The organism is Bacillus sp. 05T21, from assembly GCF_056396785.1.
Window position 1 is genome coordinate 24,139 of the sequence record NZ_JBFTMD010000018.1, and the last position, 17,731, is coordinate 41,869.

19 protein-coding genes, 2 pseudogenes and 1 other annotated feature are annotated in these 17,731 nt (G+C 37.0%); of the genes and pseudogenes, 9 read left to right on the top strand and 12 right to left on the bottom strand.

Translation table 11 applies throughout. The features are described from left to right. Positions 1-148 precede the first annotated feature (148 nt). Complete coding sequence (gene ezrA, locus AC1DKZ_RS23755; RefSeq protein WP_476997192.1) at positions 149-1,858, bottom strand: septation ring formation regulator EzrA; 1,710 nt, start codon at positions 1,856-1,858, stop codon at positions 149-151. Between the two features lie 248 nt (positions 1,859-2,106). After that, a pseudogene (locus AC1DKZ_RS23760) lies at positions 2,107-2,673 on the bottom strand (LysR family transcriptional regulator substrate-binding protein); the annotation flags it as partial. Between AC1DKZ_RS23760 and AC1DKZ_RS23765 the strand changes: the two are divergent. Further along, positions 2,662-2,978 (top strand): annotated as a pseudogene (locus tag AC1DKZ_RS23765) (EamA family transporter); the annotation flags it as partial. The pseudogenes AC1DKZ_RS23760 and AC1DKZ_RS23765 overlap by 12 nt on opposite strands. 11 nt (positions 2,979-2,989) lie before the next feature. Here AC1DKZ_RS23765 and refZ read toward each other — a convergent pair. Then, the gene (gene refZ, locus AC1DKZ_RS23770) at positions 2,990-3,628 is read right to left on the bottom strand and encodes a forespore capture DNA-binding protein RefZ (RefSeq protein WP_002164973.1); all 639 of its coding nucleotides are present in this window, start codon (positions 3,626-3,628) and stop codon (positions 2,990-2,992) included. Between the two features lie 147 nt (positions 3,629-3,775). Here refZ and AC1DKZ_RS23775 point away from each other — a divergent pair, with 147 nt between their 5' ends. Next, the gene (locus AC1DKZ_RS23775; protein ID WP_002138633.1) at positions 3,776-4,255 is read left to right on the top strand and encodes a GAF domain-containing protein; all 480 of its coding nucleotides are present in this window, start codon (positions 3,776-3,778) and stop codon (positions 4,253-4,255) included. A gap of 199 nt (positions 4,256-4,454) precedes the next feature. Here AC1DKZ_RS23775 and megL read toward each other — a convergent pair whose 3' ends face one another. Then, positions 4,455-5,633 carry a methionine gamma-lyase gene (gene megL / locus AC1DKZ_RS23780; RefSeq protein ID WP_476997193.1) on the bottom strand — a complete coding sequence of 393 codons (1,179 nt, stop codon included), beginning with the start codon at positions 5,631-5,633 and terminating at the stop codon, positions 4,455-4,457. Between the two features lie 398 nt (positions 5,634-6,031). Between megL and rpsD the strand changes: the two genes are divergently transcribed. After that, positions 6,032-6,634, top strand: a complete 603-nt coding sequence (gene rpsD / locus AC1DKZ_RS23785; RefSeq protein WP_002015568.1) for a 30S ribosomal protein S4 — start codon at positions 6,032-6,034, stop codon at positions 6,632-6,634. A gap of 379 nt (positions 6,635-7,013) precedes the next feature. On the opposite strand, the gene AC1DKZ_RS23790 is transcribed toward rpsD, so the two are convergent. Next, positions 7,014-7,142, bottom strand: a complete 129-nt coding sequence (locus AC1DKZ_RS23790; RefSeq protein ID WP_000050938.1) for a hypothetical protein — start codon at positions 7,140-7,142, stop codon at positions 7,014-7,016. 150 nt (positions 7,143-7,292) lie between these two features. Between AC1DKZ_RS23790 and AC1DKZ_RS23795 the strand changes: the two genes are divergently transcribed. Beyond that, positions 7,293-7,595, top strand: a complete 303-nt coding sequence (locus tag AC1DKZ_RS23795; protein ID WP_012261829.1) for a YjdJ family protein — start codon at positions 7,293-7,295, stop codon at positions 7,593-7,595. Positions 7,596-7,673: 78 nt separating this feature from the next. Here the strand turns inward: AC1DKZ_RS23795 and tyrS are convergent, their stop codons facing one another. The 6 genes from tyrS to acsA all read right to left on the bottom strand — a co-directional run bounded on the left by tyrS (position 7,674) and on the right by acsA (position 13,099). Further along, the gene (tyrS, locus tag AC1DKZ_RS23800) at positions 7,674-8,930 is read right to left on the bottom strand and encodes a tyrosine--tRNA ligase (protein WP_002015575.1); all 1,257 of its coding nucleotides are present in this window, start codon (positions 8,928-8,930) and stop codon (positions 7,674-7,676) included. A gap of 70 nt (positions 8,931-9,000) precedes the next feature. After that, positions 9,001-9,229, bottom strand: a binding site (T-box leader). A gap of 77 nt (positions 9,230-9,306) precedes the next feature. Next, entirely contained in the window at positions 9,307-9,552 is a 246-nt protein-coding gene (locus AC1DKZ_RS23805) for a hypothetical protein (RefSeq protein WP_240380509.1), read from the bottom strand. Further along, complete coding sequence (locus AC1DKZ_RS23810) at positions 9,533-10,078, bottom strand: RNA polymerase sigma factor (protein ID WP_476997194.1); 546 nt, start codon at positions 10,076-10,078, stop codon at positions 9,533-9,535. The genes AC1DKZ_RS23805 and AC1DKZ_RS23810 overlap by 20 nt, the downstream gene beginning before the upstream one ends. Beyond that, positions 10,059-10,514, bottom strand: coding sequence for a hypothetical protein (locus AC1DKZ_RS23815; RefSeq protein ID WP_061674736.1), 456 nt, complete (start codon positions 10,512-10,514; stop codon positions 10,059-10,061). The genes AC1DKZ_RS23810 and AC1DKZ_RS23815 overlap by 20 nt, the downstream gene beginning before the upstream one ends. A gap of 66 nt (positions 10,515-10,580) precedes the next feature. Continuing rightward, entirely contained in the window at positions 10,581-11,138 is a 558-nt protein-coding gene (locus AC1DKZ_RS23820; protein WP_476997195.1) for a maltose acetyltransferase domain-containing protein, read from the bottom strand. Positions 11,139-11,380: 242 nt separating this feature from the next. After that, the gene (gene acsA / locus AC1DKZ_RS23825; protein WP_305926731.1) at positions 11,381-13,099 is read right to left on the bottom strand and encodes an acetate--CoA ligase; all 1,719 of its coding nucleotides are present in this window, start codon (positions 13,097-13,099) and stop codon (positions 11,381-11,383) included. A gap of 176 nt (positions 13,100-13,275) precedes the next feature. Here acsA and acuA point away from each other — a divergent pair, with 176 nt between their 5' ends. From acuA to AC1DKZ_RS23850, 5 genes are all read left to right on the top strand, one after another. Beyond that, positions 13,276-13,908 (top strand): acetoin utilization protein acetyltransferase AcuA, encoded by a 633-nt coding sequence (acuA, locus tag AC1DKZ_RS23830; protein WP_002112293.1) that lies wholly within the window; start codon positions 13,276-13,278, stop codon positions 13,906-13,908. Positions 13,909-13,925: 17 nt separating this feature from the next. Further along, positions 13,926-14,570, top strand: coding sequence for an acetoin utilization AcuB family protein (locus AC1DKZ_RS23835; protein WP_000634566.1), 645 nt, complete (start codon positions 13,926-13,928; stop codon positions 14,568-14,570). Next, positions 14,567-15,733 carry an acetoin utilization protein AcuC gene (acuC, locus tag AC1DKZ_RS23840; RefSeq protein ID WP_404443831.1) on the top strand — a complete coding sequence of 389 codons (1,167 nt, stop codon included), beginning with the start codon at positions 14,567-14,569 and terminating at the stop codon, positions 15,731-15,733. The genes AC1DKZ_RS23835 and acuC overlap by 4 nt, the downstream gene beginning before the upstream one ends. Before the next feature lie 185 nt (positions 15,734-15,918). After that, entirely contained in the window at positions 15,919-16,782 is an 864-nt protein-coding gene (locus AC1DKZ_RS23845; protein WP_476997196.1) for an alpha/beta fold hydrolase, read from the top strand. Between the two features lie 56 nt (positions 16,783-16,838). Further along, on the top strand, positions 16,839-17,252 hold the full coding sequence (locus AC1DKZ_RS23850; RefSeq protein WP_219301240.1) for a VOC family protein: 414 nt from the start codon (positions 16,839-16,841) through the stop codon (positions 17,250-17,252). Between the two features lie 92 nt (positions 17,253-17,344). Here AC1DKZ_RS23850 and AC1DKZ_RS23855 read toward each other — a convergent pair whose 3' ends face one another. Next, positions 17,345-17,632 (bottom strand): hypothetical protein, encoded by a 288-nt coding sequence (locus AC1DKZ_RS23855; protein WP_476997197.1) that lies wholly within the window; start codon positions 17,630-17,632, stop codon positions 17,345-17,347. Positions 17,633-17,731 lie beyond the last annotated feature (99 nt).

A 17,731-nucleotide genomic window follows, 5' to 3' on the forward strand; every position in this document is an offset into this window, starting at 1 on the left:
TACTGAGTGGTGAAGATTAATAATCAGTGGTGGATGAAACCCCATCACTTATGGTTTCACTTTATTTTGAAACGAACAACCTTACTGTATTCCGCTATTCATTATAGCAACATCGACTTCAAAATTACACAAAAAAACAAACCCTTTATTAAAGGGTTTGCTCATTGTCTACATATTCAGCTATTTTTTGAACAACACCAGGTTCAAGTTGCTCTAATATAGAAGCCGCTTGTTCTAAAGCTGCATCGTATTGATATTCACGGAATAATTTCTCAGCATAATTTAAGCTTTCTGCAAGATTCTCATCATGACTGCGGTATCGGTTACCGTATTGAATTAGTTTTTCAACTAAATAAGCTTGTCCAATTAATTCTTCTGTCATTTCAGATACACCATTCACAACTGTGTATGCTTCTTCTAAACTGCTATTTACAGTATTCATATTTAACGGCTTTACTTCTAATTGCTCATATACAGCTTGCATCGCCATTTGCCCTTTTTGTAAATCTTCCATAATACTCTCTGGAAGACCTGGTAAATTCGACTTTTGCATAAAACGTTTCGTCTCAAAAATTGTATTTCGCATTTCTTGTAACTTCTCACGTGCTTCAAATTCTTCTTTGCGCATCGTTTGCAGCATTTCTTTATATTCTGCATGAAGTACTTTTAAAGTTTCACATTGCTCATAAACCTCTTCTAGTTCCTCACGAATGATAGAGAATGCAATATCTTGTTCAGCAACGCGTATTTGTAACACTTCAAAACGTTTCATTAAAATATGCATTTGCTTTTCAATTACTTTTTGTGACTCAATATCTTTGTCTTGTAATTGATAACTTTGTTTCACAAGTTGTGTTTCTATTTTCGTTTCAATTGTTTCTGTACGAATTTCTTCTAAATCTTCATAAACAGACAGTGTTTTTTGCTCCACATAATGTTTCGCATGCACTTCTTGTTCAAGTTGATCATAAAAACTGTCTAAACGAGTTTTTAAGTTCTCTACTTTTTCTGCTGCTTCTGTTATATGAAGTTCCTGTATATCCATTAAACATGTGTGTAGTTGTGTCGTCATATCGCGGACTTCTTTAGGGATTTCCAAATACTCTAATACATAGCCTTGTCTTATCATATCATCATGACCTTGTAATAAATCTTCCAGCTGAACTGGTAATGTCGCTTGACACTCTACCAATAAATCCGGAATTTGATGAATAACGATTTCTAAACTTGCTAAACCTTCTTCTAAACTAATAACAATTTCTCTCGCTTTTAAATAATCACCATTATCTGTTGCCTCTTCAAAAATTTTGAACTTCTCGGATTCAACATCTAACATCTCTTCAATTTTTTGCTCAGCTGCTCCATACATGTGTCGATGAGCAAGAACGCTCTTTTTCATACTACGATATGTATCACGTAACCCTTCAATTTCCGCGCTATTTTTCTCATGGCTTTCTAACAGTTGCTGTAATTCATTTAAAATGTCTGTAATACGATTATCAGCGTCATCTAAACCACTTATGGATTCTTTCATCGCATGCTTTGCTTTGCGGAAGGAGAATTGCGAGGCGAATTTTCGCGCTTGCCCTAAATCTTTTTCAGCTCTCGGAAGAGTTGTTGATACAATTTCATCCCACTCTTCACGCCATTTACCAAACAGCTCTTCTGTTTGACCTGTCATATTTAAATCTTTTACCCGCTTTAGTTCATCTGCCACAGGTTTATCTTTTATCTCTTGTTTCCACTGCTCCAGTGCTTCAATATCTTTATATGAACGATTTCTTATCACAAGCTCTATCATGAGCAGCACTAGAATAGAGCTTACTACAATGATAACGATCGTCAGGATAGAATCCATGCAAAAAAGCCTCCTAGTTATATCTCTTTTTTTGTCCGTTCCGTTTATGAAATGGAAGGCATTATGTATAAAAAGGGAATTCCCCTATATTTAACAACTAACAATGTTCTAATCATACCATGTAATGACGTGTTTTTGACCTAGTTTTTTTTAAAATTTCATGTTTCTTTACATGTGATTGTAATATTTCTTAATATTCCACTTTTTCCATTATCCGTCCTCAAATGAATGCAATAAAGGTAAGGCTTTTACGGGCAGTTAATGCAGGATAACGAGCTCTCTTTCATATGAGAGACGAAATAAATCTTTCGCATTAGTGGTGGTTCTACAGAAATCGCACGTACGTTACCTTGCATTACGGGTTACTGTAAAGCGGTTTCCGGAAGCAATGTTATACCAAGTCCAGCTCCTACCATCGCAATCATCGGTTCTGCATAAGATGTTTCAACCGCAATTATTGGTTTCGCGCCCATACATTGAAACACATTCATAATCATTTTCCTTACATCACATATTTCTAGGTATACAATTAGCTGTTCATTTTGCAACTCTTCCATTCGGACTACCTTTTTCACTCTATACGGATGATCATTTGAAACAGCACAAACGATTTTTTCTTCCCGCATTTCTTTTATATATGTAGCGCCTTCCACTACTGAATCGATGAACACCGCTTCAATTTTCCACTCTTTAAATAACTCTATTAATGCTTTCATATGCTCAATTTTCCATTCTATTTCATATGTATCCTCTAATAAGTCTTTACACTTTGATATGTAATGAACCGCTAAAATCGGTAATATACCTACACAAATATAATTTCTGTACCGTCACTACATACAATTATGAGCGTTCGTTTTGAACTCTTTTATATGTCGATTGTTGCGGGGGGGGGATCGCTGTATTTTGCTGGAACACGGGAAATCGATATATTTCATCTATTAACGGCATATTATTTATGAATTTAGTTCCTGTACTTGCACTTATCGGTTCTATGTTTCAAAGTTATACTGTCGATAACATAGAAATTGCCAGCGCCTCATTAACAATTATTGCGCTAGTATGCAACAATTTATGGCAAAGAAAACAACATATAAAAATCCCCACCTCAGTTCGTTAGGTGGGGATTTTTCACATATGAACAGCTCTTGGTAGTTCATAATACATACTCGCTTTATATAATGTTCGTTCCATCCATTGCTCAATTTCCTTCGTATACATTTCTAAGAAAAACGTCTCAGACGGAAATGAGTGTAGCACCTCTGATATATATTGTGGATATAAAAACGGCATATTCATCATGCCTTTTAATTGTGTCATAAACATTGTAAAAGATACCTTTTTAAATTCTTGATTCATTTGTCCTTGTTTAATGATTTGCTCTATATAATATCTTTCTCTAGAAAAATAAACGGTCATCACTTCACGAATTAATGTCGTATCAAGCGAAAGCTCTCTATAAAAAAAACGTGTTAGTTCTCTATTATCAAATTGATATCGTAAAATCCCGCGCACCATTTGCACCATCACATCTTTAGCCGATAAATATTCTCTCTGTTCAAATGACGTTTCAATTACGTGAATATATCCTTCTAAAAAATCAGTAATAAGCTGTTCTAATAACCCTTGCTTTCCAGCAAAATAATATGAAATATTCGCTACATTCACATCCGCTCGCTTTGCAATTTCTCGCACCGACGTTCCATCATAACCTTTCGTGTTAAACAACGATATTGCCGCATCAATTACTTTTTGTTTCGTCTGTTTCATGCGCTCACTTCCTCTCACTGAACAGCTATAGTTTAAATTTCTTGACTTTTAAGACAAATTCCTTTAATTTTCTATCGACAAAGTCATGTGAAATACATCGTATTTTGCTATCGTTTTACATATCTCGCTAAAAAGGGAGTTGTTTCCATGTTTACAAAAGAAAGTTATGCAGGATCTCGTGAAGAGCAATATGAGACAGTAATTAAACAACTGGATGCATTATTAACTGGCGAACCGAACGTAGTCGCAAACTTATCAAATGCGTCCGCACTATTAAATCAATTTTTAGATCGCGTTAATTGGGTTGGCTTTTATGTAACAGAAGGAAATCAACTTGTTCTTGGACCATTCCAAGGGATGCCAGCTTGCGTGCGTATTCCGTTCGGACGTGGTGTTTGCGGCGTTGCAGCTGAAACAAAAACAACGCAACTTGTAGCAGATGTCCACCAATTCCCAGGACATATTGCTTGCGATAGTGCCTCTAATTCTGAAATCGTTGTACCGATTATGAAAGAAGGAAATATCATTGGTGTGCTTGATATTGATAGTCCTGAAAAAAATCGTTTCGATGAAGTAGATCAGCACTATTTAGAAAAATTTGTGGAAACACTCCTAAAGCATATTTAATAAAGAAAAGAGTGAGCTATCGATTACGTACGTAACGTACGAAACCGATAGCTCACTCTTTTTTATCCCGCATTAACGGGCAGTAAATTCGGCGAATACAAGGAAGTTAGGTGGGAGATAACTTCCCGTAAAAGCCCGATTGGTGAGGGCTAATAATCAGCGGGAGATGGACAAACCCCCCACTGATTAAAGTTTCATTTTATTGATTACTAACAGTAGATATCTTCTTTAGTGCCTGTTCTAAATCAAAAACGATATCTTCCCATGATTCTAAGCCGACAGATAGGCGTATTAAATTATCAAAAATACCCATTTCTTTTCTTAGTTCAGCCGGAATAGCTGCATGCGTCATCGTCGCTGGATGCTGAATTAACGTTTCTGTATCACCTAAACTTACGGCAATTGTAATAAAATGCAGGTCATTGATAAACGACTGTGTTTCCTCTTTCACGCCTTTAATTGAAAAAGAAATAACGCCCCCACCTCGTTTCATTTGCCGAGATGCTAATTCTCCCTCCGGATACCAAACACCTTCTACTGCTTCATGATTTTTCAAAAACGATACAATTTTTTCTGCATTATCACAATGACGATCCATTCTTACTGCTAATGTTTTTAATCCGCGTAACAATAACCATGCGTCAAACGGCGCCATAATACCGCCGATATCTTTTCGCATCGGACGGATTTTGTCAGCTAACGCTTTCGTTCTACAAATTGTTACACCCGCTACAACATCCCCGTGACCACCAATATATTTTGTCGCACTGTGAACGACGGCGTCACAACCGAGCTCAAGAGGTCTTTGTAAATAAGGTGAACAAAACGTATTATCAACAATAACAAGCAAGTCATTTCGCTTCGCTACCCCGATCACCTTTTCTAAATCAATTAATTTCATCGTTGGATTAATCGGTGTTTCAACGAAAATGAGCCTTGTATTTGGACGAATTTTATTTTCAATATCAGTCTCTGTCTCCATATCACAAAACGAATGAGTAATCATAAATTTCTCTTCTAATACTTCTAAAAAACCGTACGTACATCCATATAATCCATTTGAACAAATAATATGATCTCCAGCCTTTAGAAAACCGATTAACGTTGCTGAAATGGCTGCCATACCTGAACCGAACGCCAGCGCTTCCTCTCCACCTTCTAAAACAGCCATACGTTCTTCAAATAATTTCACAGTTGGATTCCCAAGCCTTGAATAAATATAAGATGGATCTTCTCCCGCAAAACTCGCTTCTCCTTGCTGTGCTGTCTCAAACGTAAATGTAGAAGTTTGAAATAAAGGTGGTGTTAAACTCCCTTTATTTTCATTTGATTCATATCCGTGATGAATTAATGCTGTCTCTATATGTTTCTTTTTCATAAAAACATCCCCCTTATGTCTTTATTTCCACATATCCACCAGGAAAAATCTGATGAACGTCTTTACTACATTTTATGTAAGCGTTTTATTTGTGTTTCTATCTTTTCTTTTATATTGTTTTAAATTCCTTCTTGTTAATTTCCAAAATTTATCTGCATAAAACAAAAAGGGAGTCTCTTGACGAAACTGTAAGTAAAAGATATAATAGCGTTTGTGTAAAATAAAAAGGCAGCCTTGTAATGTGAGTTTATCGTTTGTATTTTGTTCCTCTGCGGAGGTGTATCTCGTAACTCCCTGCTGCTGGAGCGAAGGTACATGAAAACAAAATACCCGTAAATATCGATTACGTCTGTTTTTATTTTACGAAAATAAAAACATTTTTAAAGGAGGAGTCAACTATGGCTCGTTATACAGGTCCAGCATGGAAACTGTCTCGTCGTCTTGGAATCTCTCTAAGCGGCACAGGAAAAGAATTAGAAAAACGCCCTTACGCACCAGGTCCTCACGGTCCTAACCAACGTAAGAAACTTTCAGAATACGGTTTACAATTACAAGAGAAACAAAAACTTCGTCACATGTACGGCATGACTGAACGTCAATTCCGTCGCACATTTGACCAAGCAGGTAAAATGCCTGGTAAGCACGGCGAAAACTTCATGATCCTTCTTGAAGCTCGTCTTGACAACTTAGTTTACCGTATGGGCTTAGCTCGCACTCGCCGTGCAGCTCGCCAATTAGTAAACCACGGTCACATCACGGTTGATGGCGCTCGCGTAGATATCCCATCTTACCGCGTTAAACCTAACCAAACTATCAGCGTTCGCGAAAAATCTAACAGCCTTGTTGTTGTTAAAGAAGCGATCGAAGTTAACAACTTCGTACCAGAATACTTAACTTTCGATGCTGATAAGTTAGAAGCTACTTACACTCGTCACGCTGAGCGTTCTGAGTTAGCAGCTGAAATCAACGAAGCATTAATCGTAGAGTTCTACTCTCGTTAATCTCGGTACTCTGCAAAGAGTATTATTAAAAGCCTTAGGAACCTTGTTTATCAAGGGGCCTGGGCTTTTTTTATTTATATAAATGTCGTATGTATAGTAAGATACTTCAAGGAAGTTTTTTCATGAGTTATGGATAATCGTCCTTACTTCTCTTTTATTCATTCCAACGATTGGATTCTCTTTAATACTGGCTCCGTTTATTGTGCAAAATTTTATAATCCATCTTCATTACATGCTGTTATACTTATTCCCTTAAACATATAATCATTTCGTTTTCAGACTACTCCTTTTTTCATTACTTCCAAATTATATCTCAATAGAAAAAGCTACCAAAGAAACTAAAACGTTCTCTCTGGTAGCTTTTATTTATATATTAAAATTATTTATTTTCCTCTTTTTGAACATATACATAAGCATCTTTCTGCTCTTTATGTACATCAACCTTTGAATGCTCTGCAAGCTGACCAGCGTTTAGCAAAGAAAAAATAATGAGCGCTTCTAGTGACATTTTGTTTTACCACTCCTTTCTATTTGTTATACATTTATCATACCGCTTACATGTGATTTCCGTATGAACTCGAAAAGGAGATTACAACAAAAAGGTTACAGGAATACGAATGCACGCTATAATAACCATTAAATAGGAGGTTGTTTCATTTTGACAATAAACCAAATGGTTCAGTTAGGCAGTGCATTTATGCTGTTTATTACTTCAGCACTTATGAGTTGGTATCAAGGGAGTAATTTAATAGATTATCCTGATGAATGGAAATATAGCGCTAAGTTTACGAATTATTTTAAAGGGTACGTTTCACATTATGACGATATTTATCAAATCGATTTCTTTATATATGCGGCAAAATTTTATCCCACAGCATTTGTCGTTATGCTAATTAGCTTACTTTACATGCTTGTATTAATTCTTCATATTCTATTTAAAAGAAATCATGAGGCAATTTAAATGCATACATAAAAACCCCGAACGATAGACTTTTCAGCCTACCATTCGGGGTACTATTTGTTTTACATTCGTTTCTGATTAGTAACGAATTAAGAAATATTTCTTCTTACCGCGGCGAATGATTGTGAATTTACCTTCGATGCGGTCGTTTTCTGTTACAACGTAGTCTAACGCTTGTGTACGCTCACCGTTTACGTAGATTGCACCGTTAGTTACATCTTCACGTGCTTGACGTTTAGATGGTGAAATTTTGCTTTCTACAAGTAAGTCGATTAATACTGTATCTTCTGCAGTACGTTCTACAGATGGTACGTCTTTGAATCCTTGCTCGATTTCGCTTGCAGTAAGTTCTGCTACAGAGCCACTGAATAATGCAGCTGAAATTTTAATTGCTTGCTCTAACGCTTCTTCGCCGTGAACAAGTTTTGTCATTTCAGATCCTAATGATTTTTGTGCTGCACGTTTTTCTGGTGCTTCAGTTACTTGCTTCTCAAGCTCAAGAATTTCTTCATGAGATAAGAATGTGAAGTATTTTAAGTATTTAACTACATCGCGGTCATCTGTATTGATCCAGAATTGGTAGAACTCGTAAGGAGTTGTTTTCTCTGGGTCTAACCAAATTGCGCCGCCCTCGGTTTTACCAAACTTCGTACCATCAGATTTTGTAACTAGCGGAATTGTTAAACCGAATGCTTTCGCATCTTCTTCTGATTTACGGATTAATTCAAGGCCAGCTGTAATGTTACCCCATTGGTCACTACCACCGATTTGAAGACGGCAATTATGGTTTTGGTATAAGTTTAAGAAGTCGTATGATTGTAAAATCATATAACTAAACTCAGTAAATGAAATACCAGTATCTAAACGAGATGCTACTGTATCTTTTGCTAACATATAGTTTAAACCGAAGTTTTTACCGATATCGCGTAAGAATGAAATTACATCTAAGTTACCAAGCCAATCATAGTTATTAGCCATTGTTGCTGGGTTGTCCACGTTTTCGAACTCTAAGAAGTTTGAAAGTTGGTTTTTAATGCTTTCTGTGTAGTAAGCAACTGTATCTTTCGTATTTAATGTACGTTCAGCTTTTTTACCACTTGGGTCACCGATCATACCAGTACCACCGCCAACAAGTGCGATTGGTTGGTGACCAGCTAATTGGAAACGACGTAACATTAATACTGGTAACATATGACCGATGTGTAAGCTATCCGCTGTCGGATCGAAACCACAGTATAATTTAACGCTTTCTTTTTCTAATAATTGCTCAAGGCCCTCAGCATCTGTTTGCTGGTTAATTAGACCGCGAAATTCAAGATCTTGTAAAATACCCATATCCTACATACTCTCCTTTAAGTTCATTACTGGCGTGAAGGTTGAAAACATAAAAAAATCGCCCCTTTAAATAAGGGACGATTTTGATCATCGCGTTACCACCCTAGTTGCAGACAAAAAAAGCCTACCACCTTATTTACATAACGGCTTAGCACCGTCTTTTCCCTTTTGAATACAATTCAATCGAAAAAAGATGCTCTAGGGGCGTAATTCGCGATCATCTATGTGCTGATTTCCACCGACCATCAGCTCTCTAAAACAGGGAAATGATCACTACTTCTCCCTTTCCACGCTCAATTATTCATATACTTTTCTTTATACCATCATTTATATAGGCGTGTCAAATAGAGGTCGAGTTTCTCTCCTTGCCAATCCTTTACAACGTCGCAAAGAGTATCGTAATAAGAGAAAGAATTGGAACTCCAACTAATAACGACACATGAAATATAACCGATAAATCATTGCCAATCGTCGCCTCCACAGGATCTTTCGCTGGAGAACCAAGAAATCCGATTAATCGATCGAAGCGACTTACCGTTTTTGGAAAATTTGGTATTTCTACATGATCACTATCTAAATGATGCTTTAATTTATATTCACTCTTAAAGGGATTTTCGCTCAATTTCATCCACCTCCAGCAATTGTTTCAATTTCTTTATCCCGTTATGAAGTCTCGACTTCACTGTTCCAATCGGAATGTTTAATATCTCCGCAATTTCTTTTTGCTGCATATCATGATAATAAGAAAGAATAAGGACAGCTCGCTGTTCTTCAGGAACTTTCAAAATTGCCGCTCTTACTGTGAGCCGATCTTCGTGAGAAAATTCTTTTTCCTGAATCGGCACTAAAAATGGCAAAAGCGTACGCCACTTTTTTCTTCTATTTAATTTATTAATCATAAGACGATAACCAATTTGAAATAAATACGTTTTTATTTTACCTTTTTCAGGTTCATACATATGTTTCTTTCGTTCTAATGTCAAAAATGTATCTTGCACGAGATCGATACTTAATTGTTCATCTCGGTTAAATCGATATAAAAATGTGTATAGCGCTGGTTTGATCAAAACATATAGTTTTTCTCCTGCCTGCTTATCTCCACTTYGATACGCAAGCATGAGCTCTTCCTCAATCCCAATCTGCGCCATGATTTTTGATCTCCTTTATTCCTTTTAACGTTAATGAAATGCGGGAAATTAAATAGCAACTTGCGACAATAATCCATACTTGCGATTGATTCGTAAAAAATTGAACATACGGGTTTTGAATTGTCTGTCCGGTTGAAACTAAAATATTTAATGCTTGCACACATATGCACGCATACACTGCCAAACAAGCCGAAATCGTATCAAATACATTCCAGCGAAAATACACTTTTGTTTTTGTAAAATCAATTTTATATCCTTTTTTCCGTACTATATGTTTTCTATCAAACGGAATAATGATTGAAAACATAACAATCATCATGACACCGGCTGTAATCATTGATACTTTAAATCCGATTGGCATCGGTAATAGCAAACCACAAGAAAATACGACGATAATTCCAATTACGGCAAAAGCAAGAAGTAACTTATTAGACATAAAAAAGCCTCCCTCATCTATTCTTTCATAAATGTATACAGACGAGGAAGGCACTTCGTTCAAATATTATTTTATTTTTTTAATAATCTTCGCAGGATTCCCGCCAACTACTACATTGTCCGGCACATCTTTCGTTACAACAGCGCCAGATGCGATCACAGCATTATCTCCAATTGTTACGCCCGGATTAATAATCGCTCTTCCGCCAATCCATACGTTATCGCCAATTGTAACTGGTTTTCCGTACTCTGATCCGCTTATGCGCTCTACCGGATCAAGCGGATGCGTTGCTGTATAAATGTGAACACCTGGAGCTAACATACAGTTCACTCCGATTGTAACTGGGCATACGTCTAAAATCGTACAGTCAAAGTTTGCGTAAAAGTTTTCACCAACGTGAATGTTATAACCGTAATCACATCTAAAAGAAGATTCAAGATGAATGTTATCTCCAGTCGTTCCGAATAATTCTTTTACGATTGCACTACGTTCTTCTAGTTTTACTTCTGGTGTTTCATTTAATTTTCTCGTTAATATACGAGCTTGCTCCCTCCCTTGAACTAAAACGGGATCAGCCGGTATGTACATCTCCCCTTGTATCATCTTTTCTTTTTCTGTTTTCATTTCCTTCTCCCCTTCCAACACGTATATATAAGTTTATAATAACATAAAGTGAAACTTTAATCAGTGGGGGTTTTGTTCATCCCCCACTGATTATTAGCCCTCACCAATCGGGCGTTTACGGGCAGCCCGACTCCCACCTTACCTCTTTGCCCCAGCTGAATTTTGAGGTGGGAGTTTTACTGCCCGCAAATAGCGGGATAAAAAAGAAGGGTCTGAACGTATTCATTCAGACCCTTCCTCTTTTAATCTTCCATCGTCGATAAGTCACCTGTTGGTAAGTTTAATTCCCACGCTTTTAATACGCGGCGCATAATTTTACCACTTCTCGTTTTCGGTAATTTATCTCTAAATTCAATTTGTCTTGGCGCTGCATGAGCTGCTAGGCCTTTTTTCACAAATTGACGAATCTCTTCTTTTAATTCATCAGATGGTTCGTATCCCACGCGAAGCGCGATAAATGCTTTAATGATTTCTCCGCGTACTGGATCAGGAATACCAATTACACCAGCTTCCGCTACAGCAGCATGCTCGATTAATTTACTTTCTACTTCAAACGGACCAACACGCTCACCTGACGTCATAATTACATCGTCAATACGTCCTTGGAACCAGAAGTATCCATCTTCATCCATATAAGCAGAGTCACCTGATACGTACCAATCTCCCGGCATGAAGTAAGACTCATATTTTTGCGGGTTATTCCAAACCGCACGCATCATAGATGGCCAACCTTTACCAATTGCTAAGTTCCCCATTGTGTATGGAGGCACTTCATTTCCTTCATTATCAACAATCGCTGCTTTCACACCTGGAATTGGTTTCCCCATTGAACCTGGACGGATTTCCATACAAGGATAGTTACAAATAACTTGTCCGCCTGTTTCTGTCATCCACCACGTATCATGAATACGAAGTCCAAATGCGCTCATACCCCAGCGAATTACTTCTGGATTTAATGGCTCACCAACACTTAATACGTGACGCACTTGTGATAAATCATATTTTTTAATTGCGTCTTGTCCAGCTCCCATTAGCATACGGAACGCTGTCGGTGCACTATACCAAACTGTTACACCGTAATCTTGCAGTGCTTCATACCACGCTTCCGGACTAAATCTCCCGCCTAAAATAACATTTGATGCTCCCACTAACCACGGTGCAAAAATACCGTAAGCTGTTCCAGTTACCCAGCCTGGGTCAGCTGTACACCAATATACATCATCTTCTTTTAAATCTAATACCCATTTCGCTGTTTGATAGTGCTGAACCATTGCGTTTTGAGCATGAAGGACACCTTTTGGCTTACCAGTAGAACCAGATGTGTAATGTAGAATTAAACCGTCTTCACGGCCTAACCATTCGATATGTAATTCTTTTGAAGCTTGTTCAAATAAAGGATTGAACGCTACAGTTTTACCGCCTTCTTCTGCATTGTCTCCAACAAGGAAGACTGTTTTTAAAGCAGGTAAATCATTTAATGGTATGCGCTCTAACAATTCAGGAGTTGTAATTAACACCTTCGCTTCGCTATCTTCTAAACGATCGCGAACTGCGCCTTCCATAAATGCTTCAAATAATGGTCCAACAATTGCCCCTAATTTCACTGCACCTAAAAGTGCGAAATATAATTCTGGGGAACGCGGCATAAAAATAAAAACGCGATCGCCTTTCTCAACATCGCCATAGTTTTTCAGGACATTTCCTGCTTTATTAGAAAAATCCTTCATTTCCTTAAACGTATATTTCTCTTTTCGCGATCCATCTTGATAATAAAGTGCTACTTTATTCTTTCGATCGGATTTCGCATGCTTATCAATTGCCTCATACGCCATATTCACTCGGCCTGTTTCATTCCAAGTAAAATTTTTATTAACCTCTTCCCAGTTAAAATTCGCGTATGCCTCTTCATAATTCGGCAAATTATTTTCTCCTTTAATGACAGGAAGCGTTTCCACTTTCATACTTTACATCCCCCTCCTATGTATTCTATTATCTATTATAATGACATTATTTAAAATTTTCAGTATTTTTGTTGATTTTTAGACAAATTTTTAATGACAAAATTCGATTCACATCGCATATATTATAAAGTACGATATTAATAGATTCACAAACCCTCAAGGTGGTGAGCAATAAATTGATTCATAAAAAAATATATAATGCCAGAAACTTAAAAACAGCGAAAGGCACTTTAATTATTGAAGGTCCTGTCTCTACACATAATCTTGAAATGTATGAATTTCATCCAGACTTAATTGCGTTTCGTCCTGCCGAGCAGCAATATAAAGCAATTGTCGAAATTTCTAAGTTACCAGAAGCTCGTCTCATTATTGCTAGACATGACCAAACGATTGTTGGATATGTTACATACTTGTATCCTGATCCGCTCGAGCGATGGTCAGAAGGAAAGATTGAAAACTTAATTGAGCTTGGGGCGATTGAAGTTGTCCCAGCCTTTCGCGGTTGCTCTGTCGGAAAAAATTTATTAGAAGTTTCAATGATGGACGATCATATGGAAGATTACATTATATTAACGACTGAATATTATTGGCACTGGGATTTAAAACAAACAGGCTTAAATGTTTGGGAATACCGAAAAGTAATGGAAAAAATGATGAATGCTGGTGGTTTACAATGGATGGCTACAGATGATCCTGAAATTTGTTCACATCCTGCCAACTGTTTAATGGTCCGCATCGGTAAACGTGTTGATACGGATTCCATTCAAGCATTTGATCGTCTACGTTTTCACAATCGTTTTATGTATTAATAAAGGGGGCAACTGGAATGATTGTAGAAGAAATTATGAATCAAGATGTAGTGACACTGCATCCAAACGATACAATTGAAACAGCAATCCGAACAATACGTACGAAAGGCATTCGGCACATTCCAATTGTCGATCAAAATAATCATGTCGTAGGCATTATTTCTGATCGGGATGTAAGAGATGCAAGTCCGTCTATTTTAGATGAACAAGTTTCACTCGATATGCTGAAGCAACCACTTGAACTCATAATGAAACACCCTGTTATGACTTGTCACCCTCTCGATTTCGTTGAGGAAATTGCGACTTTATTTTTTGAAAATAAAATAGGCTGTCTTCCTGTTACGAAAGCTGGAAAACTCGTAGGTATCATTTCTGAATCTACAGTGCTGCACACGTTAGTAAAATTAACAGGAGCTCATCAACCGAGTTCACAAATTGAAATTCAAGTGAAAAATGAACCTGGTATTCTCGGAAAAGTCGTTGCTATTTTTAGTGATTTACAAATAAATATTGTGAGCGTTCTCGTCTATCCAGCAAAAGATGAGAATGATAAAGTACTCGTTTTCCGCATTCAAACGATGAATCCTCTAAAAGTGATTGATGCACTCGAAGCAGAGGGCTACCGCGTATTATGGCCAAACATAATGGGGATGCAAGCATGAGCAGCGCCTTCATTTATTCGGATGACTTTCGGGGCTATTCATTTAGCCCTGATCATCCTTTTAACCAACTGCGCGTCACACTCACGTATGATTTATTACAAAAGAGCGGTTTTATCTCTCCCTCTCAAGTCATCGCGCCACGGATGGCTACAGATGAAGAGATTGCCTACGTTCATACAGAGGAGTACATAAATGCGGTAAAACGTGCTGGAGAAGGTAAGTTAGAAAAATCAATTGCGATGACATATGGACTTGGAACAGAAGATACACCAATGTTTCCAAATATGCATGAAGCAAGTGCATTACTCGTTGGCGGAACATTAACAGCTGTCGATGCTGTTATTTCCGGAAAAGTAAAGCACGCCCTCAATTTAGGCGGCGGCTTACATCATGGCTTCCGTGGTAAAGCATCTGGCTTTTGTATTTATAACGATAGCTCTATCGCAATGAAATATATTCAGAAGAAATACGGTTTACGCGTTTTATATATTGATACAGATGCTCATCACGGTGACGGGGTACAATGGTCTTTTTACGACGATCCTAACGTATGCACCATTTCATTACACGAAACTGGGCGTTATTTATTTCCTGGAACTGGCGCAGTAAATGAACGTGGACAAGGAAATGGATATAATTATTCTTTTAACGTTCCACTCGACGCTTTTACAGAAGACGAATCGTTTTTAGATTCATATCGAACAGTTGTAAAAGAAGTGGCAGCATACTTTAAACCGGATATTATTTTAACGCAAAATGGTGCTGATGCACATTATTACGATCCACTTACACACCTTTGCGCAACGATGAATATTTACCGTGAAATACCGAAGCTCGCTCGTGAAATCGCTAATGAATATTGCGACGGTCGCTGGATTGCTGTCGGCGGTGGTGGCTATGATCACTGGCGCGTCGTACCAAGAGCTTGGGCACTCATTTGGCTCGAAATGAACAACATCCAAAACATCTCAGGTTATCTCCCTCCAGAATGGATTGACGCTTGGAAAGGACAAGCAGAAACCGACCTTCCCCTTACATGGGAAGATCCAGACAACATGTATCAACCTATCCCTAGAAAACCAGAAATCGAAGAAAAAAATGCATTAACTGTAGCGAAATCTCTCGAAATCATTCGGAATAATATGACAAAATCTTTATATTAAACAGAGAGGAGGCTCGTTTTTTGAACAGCCTCCTTTTCTTTATTGTCGATTTCTGTCGGTAAGTCGATATATTTTAAAAAGCGCTGATATATTTCGAGTTGTGGTCGATATAATCTAATAATCGCTGATATATTTTTATGTACTAATGGACTGGCCCAACTCTTATAAAAAAAGGTAGTGACACTATGTGGAAACAACAAATAATCAATACAAAGCGCGGCACATTCGAAATTTTCACTAAAGGCAATGGCGAACCGCTTTGCATTACACATCACTATTCGCAATTTAATGAAACTGGTGATTACTTTGCGGATGTTTTCACTTCTACGCATCGTGTATTCCTTATTAATTTACGAGACGCTGGTAACTCAGCAAAAGCTCATTCAGAAAAAGAATTAACCATGATTGAAACAATTCACGACTTAGAAGCAATACGAGAAGCATTACAACTTCCAATATGGCATTTCGCCGGTCATTCAACAGGCGGTATGCTTGGACTTTTATATGCCATTACATATCCAACTTTCTTGCAATCATTAGTCATCGCCGGAGCCGCAGCAAGTAACTATACCGAAACACCATTTTGTGTTTATCACCCCGAACATTCGCAGTTTCATTATATGCAACAACTCATTGAAAACTTAAAAAGCCCTCACCTTACAAGTGAAGAACGGAAAGAACTATCTACTAAGAGAACCCAATTATCATTGTATAAACCCGAAAACTATAACTCTTATTTTAGTAAACCAATCCAAAAAACAATGTCCGCTAGCCGGATGAATGCTTTCTCTTATGAATATCCGTTATTTGATTTAAGAAAGTACTTACCTTCTATCCACACAAAGACGCTTATTATTTGCGGAAGACATGATGTGCAGTGCCCGATTCAATATTCTATTGAGATACATGAGGGCATTCGTAATTCTATCTTTGTACCATTTGAGTGCAGTAACCATTATCCTTTTTTAGAAGAAGCCAGTCGGTTTACTTCTATTACTCAAGAATTTTTTGGGATTAAAAAGAAAATTAAGGACTCACAAAGGCAATAAGTCTAGGAAGAGAGAACAAGTTTATTAGTGCTGTTTTGCTAAAGGAGGGAAATAGGGTGAAAGAAAAATTATTAAGAGTTGGAACGACTTATATTCCAGTTACCAACGTAGAACTTTCTTCAAATTGGTATGTGAACAAATTGGGAGCAGAGTTGAACTTTAAAGACGAAGACAAAGCTATTATTAACTTTGCAAATCAAAGCTTTTTTCTAGTTAAATCCCAAGATAATCAAACCTTAAATTTTTTTGATTTTCACGGTGAAGAACGCTTTTCTATAACATTCGAAGTTAATGGATTACATACACTAAAATCAATTCATAGTGAATTTATTGAAAAGGAAATTCTAGTTGGAGAGATTGAAAACAGAGGGCATGCTGGGAAGAATTTTGTTTTTTATGATTTAGATGGTAATAAATTTGATGTTTGGAGTGAATTAAGTCCTATTTTCAAAGAAAAACACCTAATATAGAGTGATTTTTTACAATCAGACGCAAGTATTAAATAACACAGAAAGATACGAGGCTTATTCCATTAAAGCCTCGTTAATGAATATATTAACCTTCAAGAAAAATATTTCACACTAGAAACAACTAAAAGAAGAACAACAAAAACTACTAAACCTAAATCAATAAATACTGACTTTTTATCTCCTTCTTTTAAAGTTATCATAAAATTAGAAATTATTTTAATTCCAAAAAAGACCATCATAAATAACCCACCGAAATGATCATTTGTAGAATCTTCATCATAAAACATTTGTATTGCACCGATAATTAATAAAATAAGTACGATATTAGTTCCAATCTTTACAGCCTTGTTTAATTTATTATCCTTTAATTCAGCCCCCAAAATCTAGCACTCCCTCTCAAACCATCGTGCGTGTTGGCACAGATCTTTTATTCCCCTTTAAATTTTAACATAAATTACCTTATATATCCTTTTCCTTAC